Raw genomic sequence first — 21451 nt, forward strand, 5'->3', positions numbered from 1 at the left:
TAACGTTAAATAGACCCCATATATAAGCAGATTGGTATAAATTATAATTTTAAAAGCCGAATCTGTGTTTAACAGCTTCGGCTTTTTTGTGCACGCGGGGGATTTGTTGCTTTAAATTTAATCACGTTAGCGTTAGAATAAGCGCCGTATTTTTGAGCAACTTTAAAGGGTAATTTTGTTTATAGTTTTACTAAGCAGTGCATTTATAGCTTTAATGTATTTAGAAGCCATTAAAAAAGGTATGCCAATTAAGCGATGGCTTATTTTAGGCGGTTTACTTGGGCCTGTGGCCTGGTGCTTGTTTAATCTACATTATCGTCGTGCTTTAGTTAGAAATGTAGGAATGAATGCATGTATATGGCGCCCTTAATTTATTGACGCCACATTTTTATTTTTTCTAATTAAGCTTGGGGCTGCTTTAGTTTGTTGCTGCTTTAAAAATTCAGTAAATTCACTTTTTGATAGTGGCTTAGAATAGTAATAACCTTGTACTGTTTCGCAATTAAGCTTTTTAAGTATATCAATTTGATGAGCTTGTTCTACACCTTCAGCAACTACATGCAAATCAAGGTTATGCGCAATAGTGACTATTGAGTCGACCATATTACGCCCACGTTCGTTGGTCATGTCATCTATAAATGCTTTATCTACTTTAAGTGTATTAAGCGGAAATTGCTTTAAATACGCTAATGATGAATAACCAGTACCAAAATCATCCATTGCTAAATGAATACCTCGGGCACTTAACGAACGCATAATTGCAATGGCTTCTTTAGGGTCGTCCATTACAGTACCTTCTGTTATTTCAAGCTCTAAAAAGTAAGAAGGTAATTCGTTTTTTTGCAAAATAACATCAATACGAGAAGTTAAATCGGGGAGGCTAAATTGCTTTGCTGATAAGTTGACAGCTACTCGGCCGCTAAATAAACCACTATCTAGCCATTCTTTTACGTCTCTGCAGGCTTTGTTTAATACCACTTCACCAATTTCAATTATTTGGCCCGTCTCCTCGGCTATGGGTATAAACACGCCTGGGCTAATAATACCTTTTTTGGGTGTAATAAAGCGTACTAATGCTTCCATTCCGGTTAGCTTGCCTGTGCGGATATTCATTTTTGGTTGGTAGTACACTTCAAAATGATCTTCTTTTAAACCAAAGCGCATAAGGTTTTCTATTTGTAGCCGTTTAACGGCTTGGCGGTTCATCGTGTCGTTAAAAAATAAGTAGCTGTTACCTTTCTTTTTAGCATGATACATCGCGGTATCTGCATTTTTTAAAAGCAGTTCAGGCGTATTACCGTCTTCTGGAAATAATACAATGCCTACACTTGAGGTGATTGCCAGTTCGTGGCCAGCCATTTTAAATGGTGTAGCAATGGCTGCTAAAAACTGTTTTGCCATACGTGTAATTACATGTATGTCGTTAGTGTCAGACATTACCAGAGCAAACTCATCGCCGCCTAAACGATAAAATACATCATTTTCGCGGGTTAGTTTATTTAAGCGCATTGCTAGTTTAGCTAATAAGCTGTCACCTAGTTGATGCCCTAACGAGTCATTTATTTTTTTAAAGTTATCTAAATCGAATACAAGCAAGGCGTGATGCGAGTTGAGCTTTACTAGCTTTTGCAAATCAGTAAAAAATAAATTTCGGTTAGGCAGACTAGTTGTGCGATCTCGATTCGATAAGTTATGTAACTGCGATTCGGCTTTTTTACGCTCTGTTAAATCTGAATAAACAACGACATAATTAGTTATTTGATTTTGATCGTTTTTAATTTCATCTATCGATATTTCTATAGGCAATAAAACACGCTCACTATTACGAAGCTTCACTTCTTGTTGGATATGTTCGCGCTCTTTTACTATTTCAATAATTCTGTTTGTGTAGCTTGGCTCATACCCAGATAGGTTGAAATCTTTTCCTAAGTATTGCTCGCGTACGCCACCAAACAAGGTTAAAAAACTCGGGTTTATATCAACCAGTTTAAAGTTTTTATCGTAAATTGCTAAGGCGTCAGTGAGTGATTCAACACATTTAGCAAAAAGGTTTAAGCGCTCTTCCGTTGATTTTAACTGTGATATATCGCGAACGGTACCTGTCATTCTAAGGGGTGATAAGTTGGCGTCTTTTTCAATTATTTTTCCGCGATCGAGTACCCAATGCCAACGACCAAATGTATCTTTGATTCGGTAGGTGGCTTCAAAAAAAGCAGACTGCTCTGCAAAGTGTACTTTTAACAAGTGCTCAACGTTATTAATATCGTGAGGGTGAATAAGGCCTTTGTTTGGCGGAAACCCCATTAAGGTAGTCGAATCCATTAAGTACTTATCGTTAATACGAATAACTTCGCCTGTTTTTATGTTCCAGTCCCAAAGTGTATCGCCGCTACCTTCTACAGTACTTTTAAGGCGTTTTTCCGAAAGACGGAGTTGACGGCGTGAGCGTCTAAGTTTGTGGATTACAAATAACAGGTAGGGCAAAGCAAGCGCTATAATGGCGCTTGCTAGTATAAGTATATTGTCGGAGTTGTAATTAAATGATGACTCAAAGGCAAAAAGCTCAAATGAGTAAGCAAGTACTACAAGCATGCTTAGTTTTATTATTATTTTTATCATTTTTTTATTACTTCTAATTTACAAATGATAATTTAAAACAAGCTAAACCTAGTGTCAAAGAGATTGAGAGTAAACGGGCATATTTTGAGATTTATTGACTTTTTCCGAGCTTAAAAGCTCATATCTTGGTCTATTATCATCAAATAGGCTTAGTGCATAAACTTTTAGTTCTTTTAGGGTTAGCGCATTTAAGGCATCTAAAAGTCGTTGTTGCATATGAAATTCATGATCTCTATTACCTATAGCAAGCCATAACCGTTGTGAGCGTAGGCGCAGGTTTTTATCTTTTTCTGCAATATGAGTACTAAGGCCGTGTTTTTGCTGTTGCCAATCGTTTTCATCAAGTGCATCAATGTTATCAAGGTAATTTTTAATAAAACGGTTATGTCGATGCAATAAAGTTTTTGCATCAAACTTAGGTGACTGCACATAAAATGCTATACCAGCACGCGTGTTAAATGGTGCATAACCTGCGCCTACTAAATAACCAAGTTGCTGTGTAGTTCGTAATTCATTAAAGTAATCTTGATTAATTAAATGATTTAACGCCATCATTTTTACTTTTTCGGCCACGCAATCCGTTTGCGCTTGATAGTAAATAACCATTGCATGGTCGTTACAAGGAAGCTCTAACTCGTAGCGAGTTACTTTTTTAATTTCAAAAAGAGGGCGTCTTAAATCTTCAATTATGGTTGCGTTTTTTAAGTGATTTGCGACCTTTTTTTGAAAGGCTATTGCATCACTTTGCTGCCAGTTACCATGTAAAAATGATTCAACATGTAGTGCTTTAAAAAAGTCTGTTCTGAACTCATTAAATTGCTGAAAACAGGTGTTTTTTAATGCCGATGCAAGCTCCCCAGGTTGTGGGTTCCAAGGCATTATTTTTGCGCCTAAAATGCTAAATAACTCACTGACTGGTTTGTTTTGGTTGCTATTGCGCCAATGCCTTACAAGCTGTTTTTTATATTCAGCAAAGCGTTTTGCACAGATCTCTACATTAAATAAAGCATCTATTAATTGATCAACAAGCTCTAACTGGCTAGATGAAAGCCCCGCGGTATGTAGAGTTAATCCACCTTGATGCGAGGTTAAGTGGTAGCTAAGTCCCGCAAGTTCTGCTGGATAAAATTGCTCGCCCACACTATCCATAAATAAATCTGTAAATAAGCGGGTGAGTGCCATATGTTTTACATCTTTTACGGCAAAATCAGAATCCATGGCCAAATAAAAATGGCCTTTAGCAACACGAAATGTGTTGTCTTGTTTAAACCAAAAGTCAAAACCGGGTTCTTTTACTAATAACTCGGGTTTTGTTTGTGGTTTTACGACATCAAATAACACCACTTCTTTTGTTAAATAAGGATTAGCTGTAGGTAGCAGCATTTCGCTCAACGGCTTATTTATCTCGCTAAGGGCATCAAGCCAACTAGGTGAAATATGTTCTACTTTATATGGTGTGTTGTACCATGCCGTTTTATGTTCAGGCTCTACATCTGGATGTATAAGTACGATGCGCATATTATGTGGCGTTAACCACTGCATGGCCATTTCGTGGGTCGCTTTTTTAAAGCCTTCCATTAAATAGTCGCCTTGCACGTAGTTTGCTTCATCGTAATGCTGCATATTAATGCTTAAATTACTGACCCAATCAATCAGGCGTGACTTTTCTTGGTTATCGAATGCTATTTGTAATAGATTTTTTTTATCTTGGTATAAGCGTGGCAATTTTTCGGTGTTATCGTTAATTAAGCAAATGTATTCAAACACCATTTCAATAATGTCTTCGAAGTATTCAATACCTTCATCGGTAAGCGCTAAGCTAATATTAAAATCTTTAAAGTTGCTGCCATTAATACCACCGCCAGCAGAAAGTGCATTGATCCAGCCTTGCTCTTTTAAAATAGAATAAAGAGAACCCGCGCCTTCATAGCCAAGTAAGTGGGCAATAAAACTTACTGTTTTATGGCGATAAAAGTCGTCAATATTAGGCATAGCAAAACTTATAATAAGTTTTTGCATATGCTTATGTGGCTCAATATGGAGTATTTTTCCTATGTCTTGTTTGCGATAAAGTGGCTCACTGATCTCTGGCTTTTTAAGGTTTTTGTTGCCGTTAATTGCGCCAAAGTAAGTTTGAGTCCAGCTTTGTAGTGTATCTAGTGTTTCGTTTGCGCAAATAACTAAAGTCATCCACTGAGCTTGGTACTGGCTATTAAAAAAGTCACGAAGCTCATCACTAATACATCGCTCTCTGTCAGCTAAGGTTTGTAGGTTTCCTACAGAAAATTTAGCAAATGGATGAGCAGGGTTTACCGTTTCTTTGTGGGCTTGATAAATACGGCGACCGTCGTCTTTTATTTTTAGTTTAAACTCGGCTTCAATTGCGTTGCGTTCTTTTTCTGTTTCGGCTGAATTTAAAAGTGGCGCAATAAAAAAACGGCTAAATTGGGTAAGCGCTTGTTCAAATTCTTGATTGTTAATATCAAAAAAGTAACAGGTATGCTCAGTGCCGGTCCACGCATTGGTGTTGCCGCCAGCTTGCGAAACAAAATTATTAAAACTGCCTGAATCTGGATATTGGTCAGTGCCTAAAAAAAGCATGTGCTCTAAAAAGTGTGCTAGGCCTTGCCTATCAAGAGGGTCGTCAAAATGTCCGGCGTTAACTGCCATTGATGCTGCCGCTTTTGTAGAATCTTTATCTTGCACTAATAGTACTTTTAGACCATTGTCCAGTGTAAAGGCGCGGTATGCTCTGTTATCATTGCGGCTGATATTCAAATGATGCTCCTGAAACTAAACGTTTACTTGTTAACAACAGATGATGGCTTCAGGAAAGCGAAGTACAGCTTAAAGATTTACCTGAATCTCATGAAAGAACTATTTTAGAAATAAATAGATTTATATTGTTAATATAGCTGACAAACGGGCAAACTGGCTACTGTTTTATATTCTTTAATCGGTTGATTTTTTATGAAAACAATCCTAATAATGCGCCACGGCGAAGCAACACCCATGCAGGCTGATGATGCAGGTAGAAATTTAACCCAAGCAGGGCACGATGAAGCTGAAAAAATGGGCCTTTGGCTCAGTAAAGCACATTACCCTGATGCACTGTTAGTTAGTCCTTACATTCGAGCACAGCAAACAGCTGCAGGTGTGGCTAAAAATAACGTATTTAAATTTAGCGAAACCACGTCTGATATAATTCCCGAAGGCAAACCTCAAATTGCTGCTGACTACATCGAAACACTTATTGCTACTCACCCCCAATGCAATACATGGCTTGTTGTATCACATATGCCTATTGTAAGTTATTTAGTGGACCAGTTAAGCCCTGGCAATATGCCCATTTTTAATACGGGTGCTGTTGCTGTTATTAGTTACGATGAGCAAACCCAGCGTAGTAGTTATTTAAGTATAAATGCCCCAGAAAACGTTTAAATATAAATAATTGAGTAAAGTAAAATGACAATAGAACGTTTACAAACAGGTGCGCGCATGAGCCGCATTGTAAAACATAACGGCACTGTGTATTTATGTGGGCAGGTATGCGCCGACGCACAAAAAGATATCAAAGAACAAACTCAAACTATGCTTGATAAAGTAGAGGCATTGCTTGATGAAGCGGGAAGTTCAAAAGAACATATGCTTAGCGCGACTATTTATGTAAAGAGCATGGAATACTTTGCTGATATGAATGCAGTATGGGATGCGTGGGTAACCGAGGGTTATGCACCAGCACGTGCCTGCGTAGAAGCTAAAATGGCACGTGATGCACTGCTTGTTGAAATTTCAGTCGTTGCAGCTTTAAAAGAATAACAGCTTTAATGACTTGCTCCCCCGTTGTACTCATCACTGGCTCTAGTCGAGGTATTGGCGCAGCTACCGCATTATATTTTGCAAAGCACGGTTATAATGTTTGCATTAATTATAAAGCAGATTTAGCTAGTGCAATATTGGTGGCAGAAAAAGTAAAGCAATTAGGCGTTGAGGCTGAAGTAATTCAAGGTGACGTGTCACTAGAGGCTGACGTTTTAGCTTTATTTATGCATATAGATAAAGTCTTTGGTCAACTTGATGTACTAATAAATAACGCCGGTATTTTAAAACCACAAATGCCTTTGTTAGAAATGAGTGCTGAGCGCATAAACGAAGTTTTGACTACAAATATTACCAGTGCTTTTTTATGTAGCCGTGAGGCAATAAAGCGAATGGGAAATAGCGGTAGTATTGTTAATGTTTCATCGGGGGCCGCTAAAACGGGCTCTCCTAATGAGTACATTGATTATGCAGCATCTAAAGGTGCAATGGACACATTTACTATTGGCTTGGCAAAAGAGGTGGCAAGTAAAGGTATTAGAGTTAACTCGGTTAGACCTGGGCTTATTTACACTGATATGCATAGCGATGGCGGCGAAAAAAATCGAGTCGATCGTCTTAAAAGTAAATTACCCCTTGGCAGAGGCGGTACACCCGAGGAAGTTGCTGCAGCAATTTACTTTTTAGCTTCAGAGCACGCTTCTTTTACAACGGGTAGCTTTGTTGATGTAGCCGGCGGTTTGTAAGCTAAAGTAATAAAGCTAGCCAAAACGTAAAGCTAATAACACTTAAGATAGTAGAAAGTACGACAGCCCCAGCAAGAGTAGCTTCATGCTGCTTTATTTGACTCGCAATAAGATAAGCATTTACGCCAACAGGGGACGCACTTAAAAGTACTAATACATTGAGTATTTGCGTGTCTAGTTTAAATACATAAGTGCCTACCAATAAAACTAGCGCAGGCAATAAAAATATTTTTAAAATTGATGCTATTAACGCGGGTTGCCAATTTGCTGCTATTTTATAAAAAGCTAAATTTGCACCAAGTACAAATAGCGCACAGGCAATTGCTGGTTTAGCTAATAGCTCCAAACTATTTGCTAAGTCGGTGAACAGTGTTACTCCTAATATGTTTAATATAAGCCCGCACCCAATACTCAGTACTATTGGATTTAACACCATACTTTTCCCAAAATGCGACCACGAAAATTTATCGCTACTGCCTTTAGCGCCTATTAAAAAAGTAAGTGCAAATAACAATGTGCTATGAAAAGTAATGATCATAAACGCAATGGCTATCATCTCTTTGCCAAGCGATGCAATAACAATAGGAATACCCACTAACACCATATTTGAATAGCTAGAAGCAAGTCCAAAGACGCCGTGTTGTTGGTAATTTTTTAAATACTTTTTATTTAAATAAAAGCGATCAATTAAAATACCCACCCCAAACACGCTCAGAACGGGTATGTAAAAACTCAAAAATGCAAAAAGGCTAATGCTTTGCTGTAAGTTAATTTGCGACATATTTAACAATAAAAAAGCAGGCAAACTAATATAAAAAGTAAATTTACTTAAGCCTGCAATATGCTGCTTTTCGAAAAATTTTAATCGGCAACAGCTATAACCAAACGCAACAATAAAAATGAGTGGAAAAATAATCGAAAAAATATGCACGAAGTTACATCCTAGTAATAGCTAAAGTTAGCGTCTAAATTCATCACTTTGCGGTAAATTAATTAGTATGAGTACAGCGCCTCTACCACCATATTCGAGAGGGGCTTGGTGCATCGCTATTACGTCAGGGTGCTGTACTAAGTACTGAGGCACTTTGTGCTTTAGTACGCCGCCGCCAATACCGTGCACTACACATGCACAATAGTAATGCTGCTTTTTACATTCGTGAATGAGTCCAGCGAGTTCATCTTTAGCAAGTTCTTTATTTAAGCCATGTAAATCTAGCGTCAAATCGGGTGCAAAGTCACCACGGCGAAGCTGTTTAGCTAGGAAGGTATCTTGGCCTGGTTTTACATATTTAACCGTGCCGTGGGTGTCTATATCGGGAATATAAACGTCTGAGAAGAAAAATTCAGATTGAGCCTGCTTTTTTTGCTGGGCAAATTGCTTAGCTTGTGACACCTTAGGCTTTGTATCAAAACGATGAGTATCTTGTTTAAATACTTTGGCGCCTGTGATCGTTTGACGAAATAAGCTTATGTCGTCATTGCTTAGGGACGAATGTGATGGAGTGTCTTTTTTCATAACTATTACCTAAACAAAAAAACGTAAAAACGCAGCGCAAAAGGCGGTACAATACTTAAATGAGAGGCAATTGTAATTTGCCCAGCGCAGATAGGCAATGCAATCGTCTTAAAGACTCAAAACAGTCAGTAAGCTAATACAGGTAAAAATATATGAGCGATTTACAAATAGAAGAAGCAACACTCGAAGAAGCCGTTGCAGAACTGTCAACTTTACATGACTGGTTACGTTGGACTACAAGCCAATTTGCAAGTAGTAGTATATTTTTTGGACACGGTACAGATAACGCATGGGATGAAGCTGTAAGCTTATTACTGCCTGCGCTTAGCTTGCCTGTTGATGCGCCAAAAGAATTAATGCACGCGCGTTTAACAAGCACAGAAAAAAACCGACTTGCGGGTCTTATTGCAGAACGTATTAACGACTGCACACCAGTACCTTACTTAACAAACATTGCATGGTTTGCGGGTATGCCATTTTATGTGGATGAACGTGTACTTATACCTCGCTCACCGTTTGCTGAGCTTATCAGCAACCGCTTTACACCCTGGCTTGAAGAGCCACAATCGGTTAACCGCATATTAGATTTATGTACGGGGTCGGGTTGTATAGCAATTGCACTTGCTCAAGCTTTTGAGGAAGCACAAGTTGATGCGGTAGATATATCGTATGAAGCGCTTGAAGTGACAGACATTAACATTAACGATTACATGTTAAGTGATCGTGTGTTACCCATTCAGTCTGATGTATTTAGCGGTGTACCAGGTCAAAAATACGACCTAATAGTTGCAAACCCACCGTATGTTGATGCAGAAGATATGGCTGACCTGCCACGTGAGTTTCATCATGAACCAGAGCTTGGGCTTGCATCAGGCCACGATGGTTTAGATGTAACCCGTACTATTTTAAGTGAAGCGAGTGAACACCTAACTGATAACGGTTTGTTATTTGTAGAAGTTGGTAACTCTATGGTACATATGGATGCACTTTATCCGGGCGCGCCGTTTGAATGGATTGAATTTGAACAAGGCGGCTTAGGTGTATTTGTAATTAGCAAAAAGCAGCTAGATGAGTATTTTGCAAAATAAGTAAAAAATGAATAGCCAAGCCGTGTGCTTGGCTATTGGTAGTCATTAGGAATGAGGAAAGTTAATGGCAGGTAATAGCATTGGACAGTTATTTAAAGTGTCCACCTTTGGTGAGAGCCACGGCGTTGCATTAGGCGGCGTTGTTGATGGTACTCCCGCAGGTCTTGAAATCACAGAGGCCGACTTACAAATTGATTTAGATCGCCGAAAACCAGGCCAAAGCCGTTATACAACGCAGCGCCGTGAAAGCGATCAAATAAAAATATTAGCAGGCGTTTTTGAAGGTAAAACCACAGGTACCAGCATTGGTTTATTGATTGAAAATACCGATCAACGCTCGCAAGATTACGGCAAAATTAAAGATGTATTTCGCCCAGGTCATGGCGATTACACGTATTGGCATAAGTACGGCTTGCGCGACTATCGCGGTGGCGGTCGTTCATCTGCACGCGAAACCGCAATACGCGTAGCGGCAGGTGCTATTGCTAAAAAATACTTAAAGCAATTTCATGGTATTGAAGTTAAAGCATGTTTAAGTCAGCTTGGCCCTATTAAGGCGGAAATGTTTGACTGGGACGAAGTTGAAAATAACTTATTCTTCTTCCCTGATGCAAGTAAGCTTGAAGCGCTTGACGAATATATGCGTGACCTTAAAAAGCAAGGTGACTCAGTTGGCGCTAAAGTAAAAGTAGTGGCAAGCAATGTACCTGTTGGTCTTGGTGAGCCAGTATTTGACCGCCTTGATGCCGAACTTGCACACTCATTAATGAGTATTAATGCAGTTAAAGGCGTTGAAATTGGTGATGGCTTTGACGTAGTTGAGCAAAAAGGCTCTGAGCATCGCGACGAGCTAACCCCTGAAGGTTTTACATCAAACCATGCGGGTGGCGTACTTGCCGGTATTTCGACAGGGCAAGACATTATTGCTTCTATTGCGCTAAAACCAACGTCGAGTATTACCATCCCAGGTAACAGCATTAATACAAGCAACGAAGCGGTAGAGATGATCACCAAAGGTCGTCACGATCCGTGTGTGGGTATTCGTGCAATCCCGATTGCGGAGGCAATGATGGCTATTACCTTAATGGACCACTTACTGCGTCAACGCGGACAAAATCCGCATGTAAATCATCAGCACGGGCCAATTAACGGCTCTGTGTAAGTATTTATAATTATAAAAAAACGCGGATTACCGCGTTTTTTTATGTCTGTAATTTAGTTTAAAGCCTTTCAGGAGTTGTTCAAGTAGGCCCTATATACTGCAAGAAGGAGGGTAGTAATCATGAACGATAATATTAATGAACACTCACAAATAAAAGCCCAAGCTGCAATAGCCCGCTTAGAGCGATTCAGTAAGTTAACTGATAGCAGCATTGGCATTCCTTTTACTAAATTTAATATAGGTTTGGAGGCTGTGATTGGTTTAATTCCCGTTATAGGTGATGCCGCAGGGCTAATTTTATCAAGTTATGTGCTGATAGAAGCGCAGCGTTTAGGTGTGAGTAAACGTATAAAGACTAAGATGATTATCAATATGCTCATAGACTTTGTGGGCGGTTTAGTGCCATTTTTTGGTGATATTTTTGATGCCTTTTTTAAAGCTAACACGCGTAATACACAACTATTAAAAAAGCATTTAAACAAGCAGTTAAGTGAGTAATTAATAGCTTTAAGTAACAGTTAGCAAAGAGACTTTAAACAAAATGTTGTTGGTTGTTAAATCACCTAGTAAGGTAGGAGCGTCTATTCACTTTGGTATCTACAATATGCAATTATTTATCGGTAATAAAAACTACTCTAGCTGGTCATTACGCGCATGGTATTTAATGAGTAAATTTGATGTTGAGTTTAGTGAAACCCAGCTGGTACTCGACACCCCCGACTTTTACAATGAACTAAAAAAGACCTTTGCTGTGCAAAAAGTTCCAGCGTTAATTGATGGCGATTTACAGGTATGGGATTCACTAGCAATTTGTGAATATATTAACGATGCTTACTTATCGGGCGCTGCATGGCCAAAATATATTACCCAAAGAGCTAAAGCGCGTGCGCTAAGCGCTGAAATGCATTCAGGCTTTATGGCGCTGCGCAGCGAAATGCCAATGAATATAAGAACTACCCGTAAAGTAGACCTATCGAGCGAAGCACTAAAAGACATAGCCCGTATAGACGAGATATTTGCACAGCAACAAGATGTGTTTCCAAATGAGTGGTTTTTTGGTGACTTTAGTATTGCTGATGCCATGTATGTGCCTGTTGTACTGCGCTTAAAAACCTATCAAATTACGTTATCGCCAGAGGCGCAGCAATATTGTGACTTTGTTATGCGCTGCCCAGTATTGCAAGGATGGATCACTCAGGCATTAACCGAGACCGATATTGTAGAGTGTGATGAAGCAGGAACGCCTGTATAATTATTGTTTTCTTATATGGCATGTTTTATGCCTTAAAATCATAAGTTTAAACTAGGCAGCTCATGTATCTAAATCACCCAAGGTATGGCAATACACCAATAACTACCAATACCCCAGTGACAATAGAGGCGATAGAGAATGCGCACTGGCGTTACTCGAGCCTTAAATACTTCCCTAATACGGTAATATTGGCTGATATAAAAAAGCAAAACTATGCCATTTATCCTCGGGCACTTTATGTTGATATTGAAGAGAAGTGCGGGACTTGCTCTAAGGCATTTATTTTTTTTGCTCAAGAGCAGCAATATTGGTTTGAAACATTAAGATTTTGGGTCGATTCACACTGTACTCATTGCTTTGAATGCCGTAGACATGCCAGATATATACTAATTCTACGTAAACGGTACGATATGTTAACTAGCTTAGCCAATAAAACCTCAGGTGAAAAAACACAGTGTAAAGAACTTGGTAATACTCTTTACTGTTTAGGTATTATTAAAAATATCAATAAAGTGAAAGATTAGTCCGCTTATATTTTACTATCACGCCTTATTTTTACTTTAGTTGTAAAAGCCCGTACAATTCGTCTCGTTTTTAATGCGCAAAATAGCGCTATAACCGAGACTAATTAGCCTAATTTTATGCATCAAATAGCTGATCTAATTTCAATTTTTGAGCGCACTTTTTATCAAAATTATAATACCCGATTGATAAAAGGCGATTGCGAACCTATTTATATTCCAGCTAATAATACAACGCCTTTTCATCAGGTTGTATTCGCTCATGGTTTTTATGCGAGTGCACTGCATGAAATTGCGCATTGGCTAGTAGCAGGCGATGCACGTCGTTTATTAGAAGATTATGGTTATTGGTATTGCCCCGATGGGCGCGACAAACAAAAACAAGCTGAGTTTGAAAGCGTAGAAGTAAAGCCTCAAGCTATAGAGTGGTTATTAAGCACTGCAGCAGGGTTTACTTTTAATGTGTCGGTGGATAACTTAAACGGCGAGCAAACATGTCGGTTTGATTTTCAGCAGCGAGTACATGCACGTGTATTATCGTTAATCGAAAATGGCTTTAACTCTCGTACAGAGTCACTTTTAAAAGCACTCTCTGATTTTTATAATACACAGTGGCCATTAACAGCGCAGCAATTTAATTGGCAACATCCGAAGGAGCTTTGTAATGGCGTTTAAATTAGGTTTAATTGTAAACCCAGTAGCGGGTTTAGGCGGAACAGTTGCTTTAAAAGGTAGTGATGGCGCACACACAGCCGCTAAAGCAATCGAATTAGGTGCAGAACCCAAAGCAAATAGCCGCACAAAAGCAGCGCTTGAAGTGCTATTGCCTTATAAAGAGCGCTTAACCATTTACACCGTTAACGGTGACATGGGTGAGCAAACAGCAAAAGCCTTGGGCTTTAATGTAGAGGTTGTATATAACTCTGAAGTAATAACAACCCCAGATGACACAGAACAAGCAGCAAAAGTACTTAAAGACTTTGGTGTTGATTTAGTTTTATTTGCTGGAGGCGATGGTACAGCGCGTAATATTTGCCATGCAATCGAAGATACCATTCCTGTACTTGGTATTCCTGCAGGCTGTAAAATTCATTCTGGTGTATACGCCATTACACCCAAAGCAGCAGGGCGCGTAGTCGAAATGCTGGTTAAAGGTGAGTTAGTTACCTTAGCTGACGCAGATGTAATGGATATAGATGAAGATGCCTTTAGACAAGGCACAGTAAAAGCAAAGCGCTACGGCGAAATGCAAACACCTAGCGAAGTACGCTATATGCAAGCGGTTAAAAATGGCGGCAAAGAAACCGACGAACTCGTACTTGCCGACATTGCTGCGCATGTTGTATCGCAAATGGATGAAGACACATTTTATATAATGGGTAGCGGCTCAACCGTTGAGGCCATAATGGAAGAAATGGGACTTGAGAATACGTTGCTTGGCGTTGATTTAATAAAAGATCAAACCTTAGTTGCTCAAGATTTAACGGCGAAGCAATTACTTGAGCTTACACATGATCAAAGTACTAAGTTAGTCATTACGCTCATTGGCGGGCAAGGGCATATATTTGGCCGTGGTAATCAGCAATTGAGCCCTGCGCTTATACGTGCAATTGGCAAAGAAAACATTATTGTAGTAGCAACAAAAACAAAACTACAAGCGCTTAATAGCCGCCCCCTTATTTGTGACACCGGCGATGGCGAATTAGATGATGAATTAACGGGTTATATTAAAGTAACCACCGGATTTAACGACCATATTATGTATGCAGTAGGGCACCAAAACCTTGAAAATACAGGTGCTTTGCAAAACCAGGAGATTAATAAATGAGTTTAGTGAACTATATCGATGCAGCCCAGCAGTACTTCGATGATTTAGTAATAAAAGCAACTGACGATGAGTTATTTGCAGGCGGCTATTTACGAGGTCATTTTGATCTTGCAGTTGGTTATGCCGAAGTAGAAAAGCTGACAATCAGTATAGATGAGCTAAACGAAACTGTAGAGCAGAGCTTAGTTAAAGCGTATCGTAATGGTGAGCTTAACGAAGAGGACAAGACATTAGTTGCACGCTTGTGGGAAGAAGTTAAAGCCCTCGCTTAAAAGTAAGTGATACAAAAAACACGATTTGTTTATCACTATCGTGTTTTTTTGTGTCCAAAACTTTTAAAGCAGATTTTTATGTTAATTTACTGTTTTGTTTTTATGCGATATTGTTACTAAAATAAATTTTAGGAACAATAAAAATGAATAATAATCACGACGCTTTACCTTCAGGGGTTGTTGCGCGTTTTTTAAATTTTGTTGAGCGGGTTGGCAATAAGCTTCCAGATCCAGCCGTAATATTTCTGTTTGCAATGTTATTAATTTGGTTTTTGTCGTGGTGGTTTTCAGGTGTAAGCTTTGATGCAATAGATCCACGTACCGGTGAAGCGATTATTATTAATAATATGCTGGCAAGTGATTCGCTCGCTACCTTTTTATCCTCTATGGTAAAAACCTTTACCGGCTTCGCTCCCTTAGGTGTCGTTTTAGTAGCTATGTTAGGTGTAGGTGTTGCTGAGCATTCGGGCTTTATTAATACTGGCCTTAAGTTAATGCTTAAAGTTACTCCTAAAAAGCTATTAACGCCTTCAATCATCTTAGTGGCCATTGTGAGCCATACCGCTACTGACGCAGGTTATGTATTAGTTATTCCACTTGCCGGTGTTATATTTTATGCTGCAGGACGCCATCCGCTTGCGGGTATTGCAGCGGCATTTGCAGGAGTCAGTGGTGGTTTTGGGGCTAACTTTATTCCATCAGGGATTGATCCATTACTACAAAGCTTTACCCAAAGTGCGGCGCAAATAATTAATCCTGCAATGACAATTAACCCGTTAAATAACTGGGCATTTGCTTCAGCATCTAGCTTATTTATTGTGGCATTGGGCTGGTACATCACCGATAAAATTATTGAACCACGTTTACAAAAAACAGCGGTTGATGGTGCGAAAGAGGATTTACCTGTATTTGAAGATGCACGTAGTGATGAAAAACGTGCCTTTTATATAGCCAGTACCGTGATGATTGCAGGGCTTGCGTTATTAGCATTTATCTCTGCTCCAGACGATTCTGCAATGCGCAGTAGTGACGGATCCCTTACTAATTTTAGCTCTCCTTTAATGCAATCTATTGTACCATTAATATTTTTACTTTTTTGGCTACCTGGCACTGTATATGGTTTTACGGTAGGTACCTTTAAAACTTCAAAAGATATGATTGATGCTATGAGTAAAGCGATGAGCGGCATGGCATATTATATCGTCATGGCGTTTTTCTGTTCGCTATTTATTGCTGCATTTAGTAAATCAAATTTAGGTGCATTACTCGCAATCGAAGGTGCGCAGTTATTAAAGGCAATGGAATTGCCAAGTGCAGTAACGGTTGTGGGCATTATCTTTTTAACTGGCTTTGTTAACTTGTTTGTAGGTTCAAGTTCAGCAAAATGGGCGTTACTTGGCCCTATTTTTGTACCGATGTTAATGCAACTTGGCATTTCGCCAGACTTAACTCAAGCCGCTTATCGTGTAGGTGACTCAAGTTCTAATATTATTACACCGTTAATGCCATACTTCCCATTAGTGGTGGTGTACTGTCAAAAGTATGTGAAAGGCACAGGTATAGGTACTTTAATTGCTATTATGCTACCGTACTCAATCGCCTTTATGATTGGCTGGAGTATCTTTTTATTAGGTTACTGGGCACTTGGTATTCCACTAGGGCTTGATGCTAGCTACGTTTACCCAGCTTTGCCTTAATAAAGTATAAATATTAAGAGCTTATATTAGCCTTGCCACGAAAATGACAGGGCTTTTTTATAAGCTTTAACTTTGTAAGCCAATGATGGCTATCTTTCTAGCCCTCTGACAATATAACCAAAATAGCTAGCTTCACCGATTACATAAACATAGTGCCCTTTACTATTGATAATGGATGATTTCTCTTCATACCACCGAAGCTCGTGTATTTGCTTAGTTTTAGGATCTAAAAAAGATAAACGTGTACAACTATTTTCATAATCACTGCCGCACTCTTCAACGTCTGTCAGGATATATTCTTTATACCAATAATCACTTTCAGTGAAATAAGCAAACAGCTTTATTGGAAGGGCTAAATAGATATAAAATATTGCGTATATTAAAAATGGAGCTGCCAAATAGCCTAAAATAAATGAAGCTAGGTTCTTTATTCCTGAAATATTATGCTTAAATGATTCTCTATATTTACTGCATTGCTTATATTTTTTGAATACAAGCATATTCAAATAGATAAATAGTGCACCTGAAATAATAGGGATAATCCAAAAAATAGTAATGTCATATTTTTTATTTGCAATAAATGGAGGGTCTGTAAAGTCTATTACAATTGGAATAGCCATGAATAAAATAAGAGGGCTTAGTAGCGCTATGATTGGTAGGTATTCATATAATTTTTTCATATCAGTGATCCTTACTGTCAAAAATATTATTTTTTTACAAAGCCTGGCGCATTATTTAGTAAAGGTTGATGACTAGCTTGGTAGTCTGCATAAAAAATGACTGCTTCATCCTCAGCTAGTGAGTTAACAACAGTTGAGTACCAATCTATGTATTGAAGTTGCTCTTTTGTAGGAGAATATTTTTCAAGTTTGAAGTAGTTAATAAAGTCATTGCATAAATCTTTAGTTGTATTCTTCTCAGACCATGTCAGTTTGCTGCTAGAGTTGATGCTACCATAAGTAATTAGATCGTTAGTTGGCCACTTCCCATCTTTAGTGTGACCAATTATATAGCGCCAATCACAACCGCTGGGCGATAATCCAGCATATAGGTATATGTGAAAAAAACCTTTATTATGAAGTAGGGCTACCATTCGGGTTATTTGGCTTGTTAAAAGTTTCATTTATTTACATCTCTCCCTGAAAGTAATACAGCTGCTTATTCCTATTACGGCAGCCATTTTAATAGCGAGCTTCTGAATTTTTCCTCTAACTAACCTGAACTCTGGTTAAGAGATTTATTATTCAGAGTTCAGGTTAACTAGTTTTCTCATGTTACAGACACAAAAAAACCTTGTCACTTTCGTGGCAAGGTTTTTTTATTAAAGAGTCGTTGCTTATTTAGCTGTGAAGCTTACTGGGCGACGTTCTTTACGAGGGCCAGTACGCTTATCACCGCGTTGGCTATCGTCTTTATCTTTACTAAAGGTGCGCTTTTTGTCACCAGCTGGACGCTCAGAGCGTTCTGCACGTGGCTCAGCAGGGCCTTGATCTTGTGTAATTGTTAAGCCCATAGGACGTTTACAAATAAACACTTTTTGGAAATGATCAAGTACATCTTTAGGCATGTTTTGCGGCAATTGAACCGTACTGTGATTGTCGTGTAAACGAATATCACCAATAAACTTGCTTGAGATGTCAGCTTCGTTAGCGATAGCGCCAACAATGTTCTTAACCTGAACACCGTGTTCACGACCTACTTCGATACGGTAAGTATCCATAGGGCCTGCATCACGGCTGTTACGTTCGCGAGGTTTACGCTCAGCGCGTTCACCACCACGTTCGCCGCCACGTTCGTTACGACGTCCACGGTCACCACCGCGATCATTGCGGTCGTTACTACGTGGGTTGCGATCGTTACGCTCGTTACGTTCACGAGGTTGAATCTTAACTTCTTCAACTTTAATTGGAGACTGTTGCTGTGCTAAACACAGTAACGCACCCGCTAAGCTTTCAAGAGGAAGTTCAAGTTTTTCAGCCATATTAGTAGCTATCTCGTTAAAGAATGTAATATCTTTGTTTTCAAGCGCAATAGTTAATTTTGCTTGTAACGCTTCAATACGTTTTTCTTCAACGATTTTTGCAGTTGGTAATTCAACTTGTGCAATTTCAGACTTCGTATGACGAATGATATTTTTAAGTAAATAACGTTCGTTATGTTTTACGAATAAGATTGCTTTACCAGTACGACCAGCACGACCTGTACGGCCGATACGGTGAACGTAGGCTTCAGAATCTTGTGGGATATCGTAGTTGATAACTAAGCTTAAGCGGTCAACATCTAGACCACGAGCAGCAACGTCTGTTGCAATAACAACATTTAGCATGCCGCTTTTTAAGCGTTCTACAGTGCGTTCACGTGCTTGCTGGTTCATATCACCATTAAGTGGAGCAGCAGAGAAACCTTCGCGCTCTAATAACTCAGCAAGTTGTACTGTATCGTTACGCGTACGTACGAAAACAATAGCACCTTCATACTGTTCAGCTTCTAAGAAGCGAACAATAGCTTTATTTTTATGTACGCTTGCATTCCAAAACACTTGCTCAACAGATGATACTGTAGAGTTACGCGCAGAAATATGAACCTGTTCAGGATTGTTCATATACTTGCTGCTGATGTTTTGAATTTGCTTAGGCATAGTCGCAGAGAAAAGACATGTTTGCTTTTCGCGCGGTGTTTTTTCCATGATGCTTTCTACATCATCGATAAAGCCCATACGTAACATTTCATCGGCTTCATCAAGTACAAGTGCTTGTAGAGCATCAAACTTGATAGTGCCACGGTTAATGTGATCGATTAAACGACCTGGAGTTGCAACAATAACCTGAGCGCCACGACGAAGTGCGCTTAATTGGATACTGTAGCTTTGGCCACCATATAGTGCCAATACTTCAATACCACGAACATGTTTAGCATATTGTTCGAATGCCTCAGCAACTTGGATCGCAAGCTCACGTGTTGGTGTGAGTACAAGGATCTGTGGCTGTTTCACAGACGGGTCAATATTATTTAGTAATGGCAGTGCAAATGCTGCGGTTTTACCTGTACCCGTTTGAGCTAGTCCCAGTACGTCCTTTCTTTCTAGCAATAACGGTATACATTGAGCTTGGATTTCAGATGGTGTCTTGTAACCCAACTCTTCAACTGCCTTCAAAATTGCAGGAGAAAGATTTAGAGATTCAAACGTGACTGGTTCTGACATTAATACGCCTCAACGAATTTAAAGAGGCGCGCATTATATAGGATTCGCGAGGCAAATGCTTGTATAAATTGAAACTAATTTGTATGTGTTTGATGTTGGTCGAAATTTAACCAGCTCAATGTAGGGTTTATTAAACTGGTTAACATATTTAATACAAAGCTTATTTATACAAGCCTAGGTTTTCTTTTGCGTAAGCTTCAAATTCTGTAAATCCACCAATGTGATTTTGGTCTACAAAAATTTGTGGAACAGTAGGGCAAGGCTTACCCGCTGACTTTTCAAGGTCGGCTTTACTTATACCTTCTTTAATTATGTCGATGTAACGAAATTTAAAGTCATCACGTTCGTTTGATAATTGCTCAGCAACATCTTTCGCACGAACACAAAATGGACAACCTTCACGGCCAAAAATTACGGTTAACATAGCTTTCTCCTCAATTTGATTAATATCAGTTTAAATGAATGGAAAATTATTTAAAGAGAAAAAAATCGATTGCACCATTCTAATAAAAGCATAAATCATATTATGCATAGCAATATGATTTGCAAAATGCGAATGAAAAACCAGAGCCCTGTTTGTCTAATACTTAAGTCTATGAATGCAAGTGTGTTTACAAGAATTAATTTATGGCACATAACTTGATGATATAGAGCTATACATTGGGTTAACGAGAATGCTTTATGAATATTAATAGTCACGTTTTAGAAATTATCCAAGGAGTAATAGGTAAATATTGTGAAACCCAAAGTCAAAAATTCTCTATTACCTTAATCAATAAGTTGCAATGTAACTACGTCTGTTTGCAAATTCCGCCAGAGCAAATGATTGCACAATGCGAGGCGTTTCTTACTCCGGCGCTAGCAGCAGTAAAGCAGTGCTTTTTACTTAACCTCGAAGCAAATATTCAGGGAGTTAGTATTCACTATCAGATTGATGATTCTGAACAAGTAAACACGTTGGATTTTCACGGGCTCTTAGCAACTAAAGAGTCTGTTAGTTTAGCGCTTGATGTTAGACAAAATGTAGACGTTTTAACTGATTGCGAAGCGTTACTCAAAAGCTGTTTAAAAATGTCAGCTAATACTCACGATCGTTTTGGTTTAAATTTTAAATTATTTAATAGCACGCTTAGAGAGTCTGCACAGCTAGAGGATTTACGCCATCTTAGTGGTAACGCATTAATTGATAAATTAAATAGTGACAGCTTAAATACACACATAAAGTTGTGCTCTATTAACGACATTTACGAGCTGAGCCAAGCTCATAAACTATCTAAAAAAATATTAGGCTGGCCATTTTTTGATACCGACTTAATTACTATTTTAACAACATTTCACACACAAACACGTTTATCGGTATTAGTAGCAGACGACAGCTTACCGAGCCAAATTGCTACAAAAGTAATGCTTGAAATGCTGGGCTGCTTAGTAACGTGTGCAGAAAATGGTGCCAGTGCATTAACACTTGCTCAAAATGAACCATTTGACTTGCTACTTTTAGATGAGCGTATGCCAGGAATGTTTGGTAGCGATGTGGCGCAGCAATTAGTTAGGCAAAATACACCTAATAACAATACTCCTAAAGTTATTTTAACGGGGTTAACAGGCGATGAGCAAATAGCTGAGTTGTTTGATAAAGGAATTACTCACTATTTACAGAAGCCAGTGACAAAAGCGGTACTTGAGAAATTTATTAAACCTTGGCAGTTAGCCTCTTAAATTGATTAAT

22 protein-coding genes are annotated in these 21451 nt (G+C 38.8%); 14 read left to right on the forward strand and 8 right to left on the reverse strand.

Annotated elements, in window-relative coordinates; translation table 11 throughout:
* Positions 1–175 precede the first annotated feature (175 nt).
* Positions 176–370: a hypothetical protein gene (locus I6E85_RS08760; protein WP_169043759.1), complete on the forward strand. Its 195-nt coding sequence runs from the start codon at positions 176–178 to the stop codon at positions 368–370.
* Here the strand turns inward: I6E85_RS08760 and I6E85_RS08765 are convergent.
* Positions 367–2619 carry an EAL domain-containing protein gene (locus I6E85_RS08765; RefSeq protein ID WP_007580604.1) on the reverse strand — a complete coding sequence of 751 codons (2253 nt, stop codon included), beginning with the start codon at positions 2617–2619 and terminating at the stop codon, positions 367–369. The genes I6E85_RS08760 and I6E85_RS08765 overlap by 4 nt on opposite strands.
* 54 nt (positions 2620–2673) lie before the next feature.
* A complete protein-coding gene (locus I6E85_RS08770) occupies positions 2674–5397 on the reverse strand; it encodes an insulinase family protein (RefSeq protein ID WP_197236852.1) in 2724 nt (907 codons plus the stop codon).
* 192 nt (positions 5398–5589) lie between these two features.
* On the opposite strand from I6E85_RS08770, the gene sixA reads away from it, so the two are divergent.
* From sixA to I6E85_RS08785, 3 genes are read left to right on the forward strand one after another with little or no spacing between them, the layout of a single operon-like run.
* Positions 5590–6060 (forward strand): phosphohistidine phosphatase SixA, encoded by a 471-nt coding sequence (gene sixA / locus I6E85_RS08775; protein ID WP_024608902.1) that lies wholly within the window; start codon positions 5590–5592, stop codon positions 6058–6060.
* Between the two features lie 24 nt (positions 6061–6084).
* A complete protein-coding gene (locus tag I6E85_RS08780; RefSeq protein WP_024591642.1) occupies positions 6085–6438 on the forward strand; it encodes a RidA family protein in 354 nt (117 codons plus the stop codon).
* An 8-nt stretch (positions 6439–6446) separates the two neighbouring features.
* A complete protein-coding gene (locus I6E85_RS08785) occupies positions 6447–7184 on the forward strand; it encodes an SDR family oxidoreductase (protein WP_024608900.1) in 738 nt (245 codons plus the stop codon).
* A 1-nt stretch (position 7185) separates the two neighbouring features.
* Here I6E85_RS08785 and I6E85_RS08790 read toward each other — a convergent pair whose 3' ends face one another.
* Together I6E85_RS08790 and smrB are read right to left on the reverse strand one after the other, a co-directional pair.
* Entirely contained in the window at positions 7186–8115 is a 930-nt protein-coding gene (locus I6E85_RS08790) for an AEC family transporter (RefSeq protein WP_024591640.1), read from the reverse strand.
* Positions 8116–8142: 27 nt separating this feature from the next.
* A complete protein-coding gene (gene smrB / locus I6E85_RS08795) occupies positions 8143–8700 on the reverse strand; it encodes an endonuclease SmrB (protein ID WP_007377742.1) in 558 nt (185 codons plus the stop codon).
* A gap of 152 nt (positions 8701–8852) precedes the next feature.
* On the opposite strand from smrB, the gene prmB reads away from it, so the two are divergent.
* The 9 genes from prmB to I6E85_RS08840 all read left to right on the forward strand — a co-directional run bounded on the left by prmB (position 8853) and on the right by I6E85_RS08840 (position 16520).
* Complete coding sequence (gene prmB, locus I6E85_RS08800) at positions 8853–9788, forward strand: 50S ribosomal protein L3 N(5)-glutamine methyltransferase (protein ID WP_007580615.1); 936 nt, start codon at positions 8853–8855, stop codon at positions 9786–9788.
* A gap of 64 nt (positions 9789–9852) precedes the next feature.
* Positions 9853–10950: a chorismate synthase gene (gene aroC, locus I6E85_RS08805; RefSeq protein ID WP_024591639.1), complete on the forward strand. Its 1098-nt coding sequence runs from the start codon at positions 9853–9855 to the stop codon at positions 10948–10950.
* Between the two features lie 120 nt (positions 10951–11070).
* Positions 11071–11448, forward strand: coding sequence for a DUF4112 domain-containing protein (locus I6E85_RS08810; protein WP_024591638.1), 378 nt, complete (start codon positions 11071–11073; stop codon positions 11446–11448).
* A 106-nt stretch (positions 11449–11554) separates the two neighbouring features.
* Positions 11555–12202, forward strand: a complete 648-nt coding sequence (locus I6E85_RS08815; protein WP_024591637.1) for a glutathione S-transferase family protein — start codon at positions 11555–11557, stop codon at positions 12200–12202.
* 62 nt (positions 12203–12264) lie between these two features.
* Positions 12265–12726, forward strand: a complete 462-nt coding sequence (locus I6E85_RS08820; RefSeq protein ID WP_029769945.1) for a zinc-ribbon domain containing protein — start codon at positions 12265–12267, stop codon at positions 12724–12726.
* Positions 12727–12843: 117 nt separating this feature from the next.
* On the forward strand, positions 12844–13398 hold the full coding sequence (locus tag I6E85_RS08825; protein ID WP_024591636.1) for an elongation factor P hydroxylase: 555 nt from the start codon (positions 12844–12846) through the stop codon (positions 13396–13398).
* Positions 13388–14551 (forward strand): ATP-NAD kinase family protein, encoded by a 1164-nt coding sequence (locus I6E85_RS08830; protein WP_024591635.1) that lies wholly within the window; start codon positions 13388–13390, stop codon positions 14549–14551. The genes I6E85_RS08825 and I6E85_RS08830 overlap by 11 nt, the downstream gene beginning before the upstream one ends.
* Positions 14548–14823: a YfcL family protein gene (locus I6E85_RS08835; RefSeq protein ID WP_002962183.1), complete on the forward strand. Its 276-nt coding sequence runs from the start codon at positions 14548–14550 to the stop codon at positions 14821–14823. The genes I6E85_RS08830 and I6E85_RS08835 overlap by 4 nt, the downstream gene beginning before the upstream one ends.
* Positions 14824–14966: 143 nt before the next feature.
* A complete protein-coding gene (locus I6E85_RS08840) occupies positions 14967–16520 on the forward strand; it encodes an AbgT family transporter (protein WP_024591634.1) in 1554 nt (517 codons plus the stop codon).
* Positions 16521–16609: 89 nt separating this feature from the next.
* Here I6E85_RS08840 and I6E85_RS08845 read toward each other — a convergent pair whose 3' ends face one another.
* The 4 genes from I6E85_RS08845 to I6E85_RS08860 form a co-directional block, all read right to left on the reverse strand.
* Entirely contained in the window at positions 16610–17200 is a 591-nt protein-coding gene (locus I6E85_RS08845; RefSeq protein ID WP_024591633.1) for a hypothetical protein, read from the reverse strand.
* A 26-nt stretch (positions 17201–17226) separates the two neighbouring features.
* Positions 17227–17643, reverse strand: a complete 417-nt coding sequence (locus I6E85_RS08850; RefSeq protein WP_101164081.1) for a hypothetical protein — start codon at positions 17641–17643, stop codon at positions 17227–17229.
* 213 nt (positions 17644–17856) lie between these two features.
* Positions 17857–19722, reverse strand: a complete 1866-nt coding sequence (locus tag I6E85_RS08855) for a DEAD/DEAH box helicase (RefSeq protein WP_007585469.1) — start codon at positions 19720–19722, stop codon at positions 17857–17859.
* 160 nt (positions 19723–19882) lie between these two features.
* Positions 19883–20146 (reverse strand): GrxA family glutaredoxin, encoded by a 264-nt coding sequence (locus tag I6E85_RS08860; RefSeq protein ID WP_007585470.1) that lies wholly within the window; start codon positions 20144–20146, stop codon positions 19883–19885.
* Between the two features lie 257 nt (positions 20147–20403).
* Here I6E85_RS08860 and I6E85_RS08865 point away from each other — a divergent pair, with 257 nt between their 5' ends.
* Positions 20404–21441: a response regulator gene (locus I6E85_RS08865; RefSeq protein WP_010554674.1), complete on the forward strand. Its 1038-nt coding sequence runs from the start codon at positions 20404–20406 to the stop codon at positions 21439–21441.
* Positions 21442–21451: the final 10 nt, after the last annotated feature.

The sequence above is a fragment of the Pseudoalteromonas sp. NZS71 genome (assembly GCF_015864715.1).
GTDB lineage: Bacteria > Pseudomonadota > Gammaproteobacteria > Enterobacterales > Alteromonadaceae > Pseudoalteromonas > Pseudoalteromonas arctica.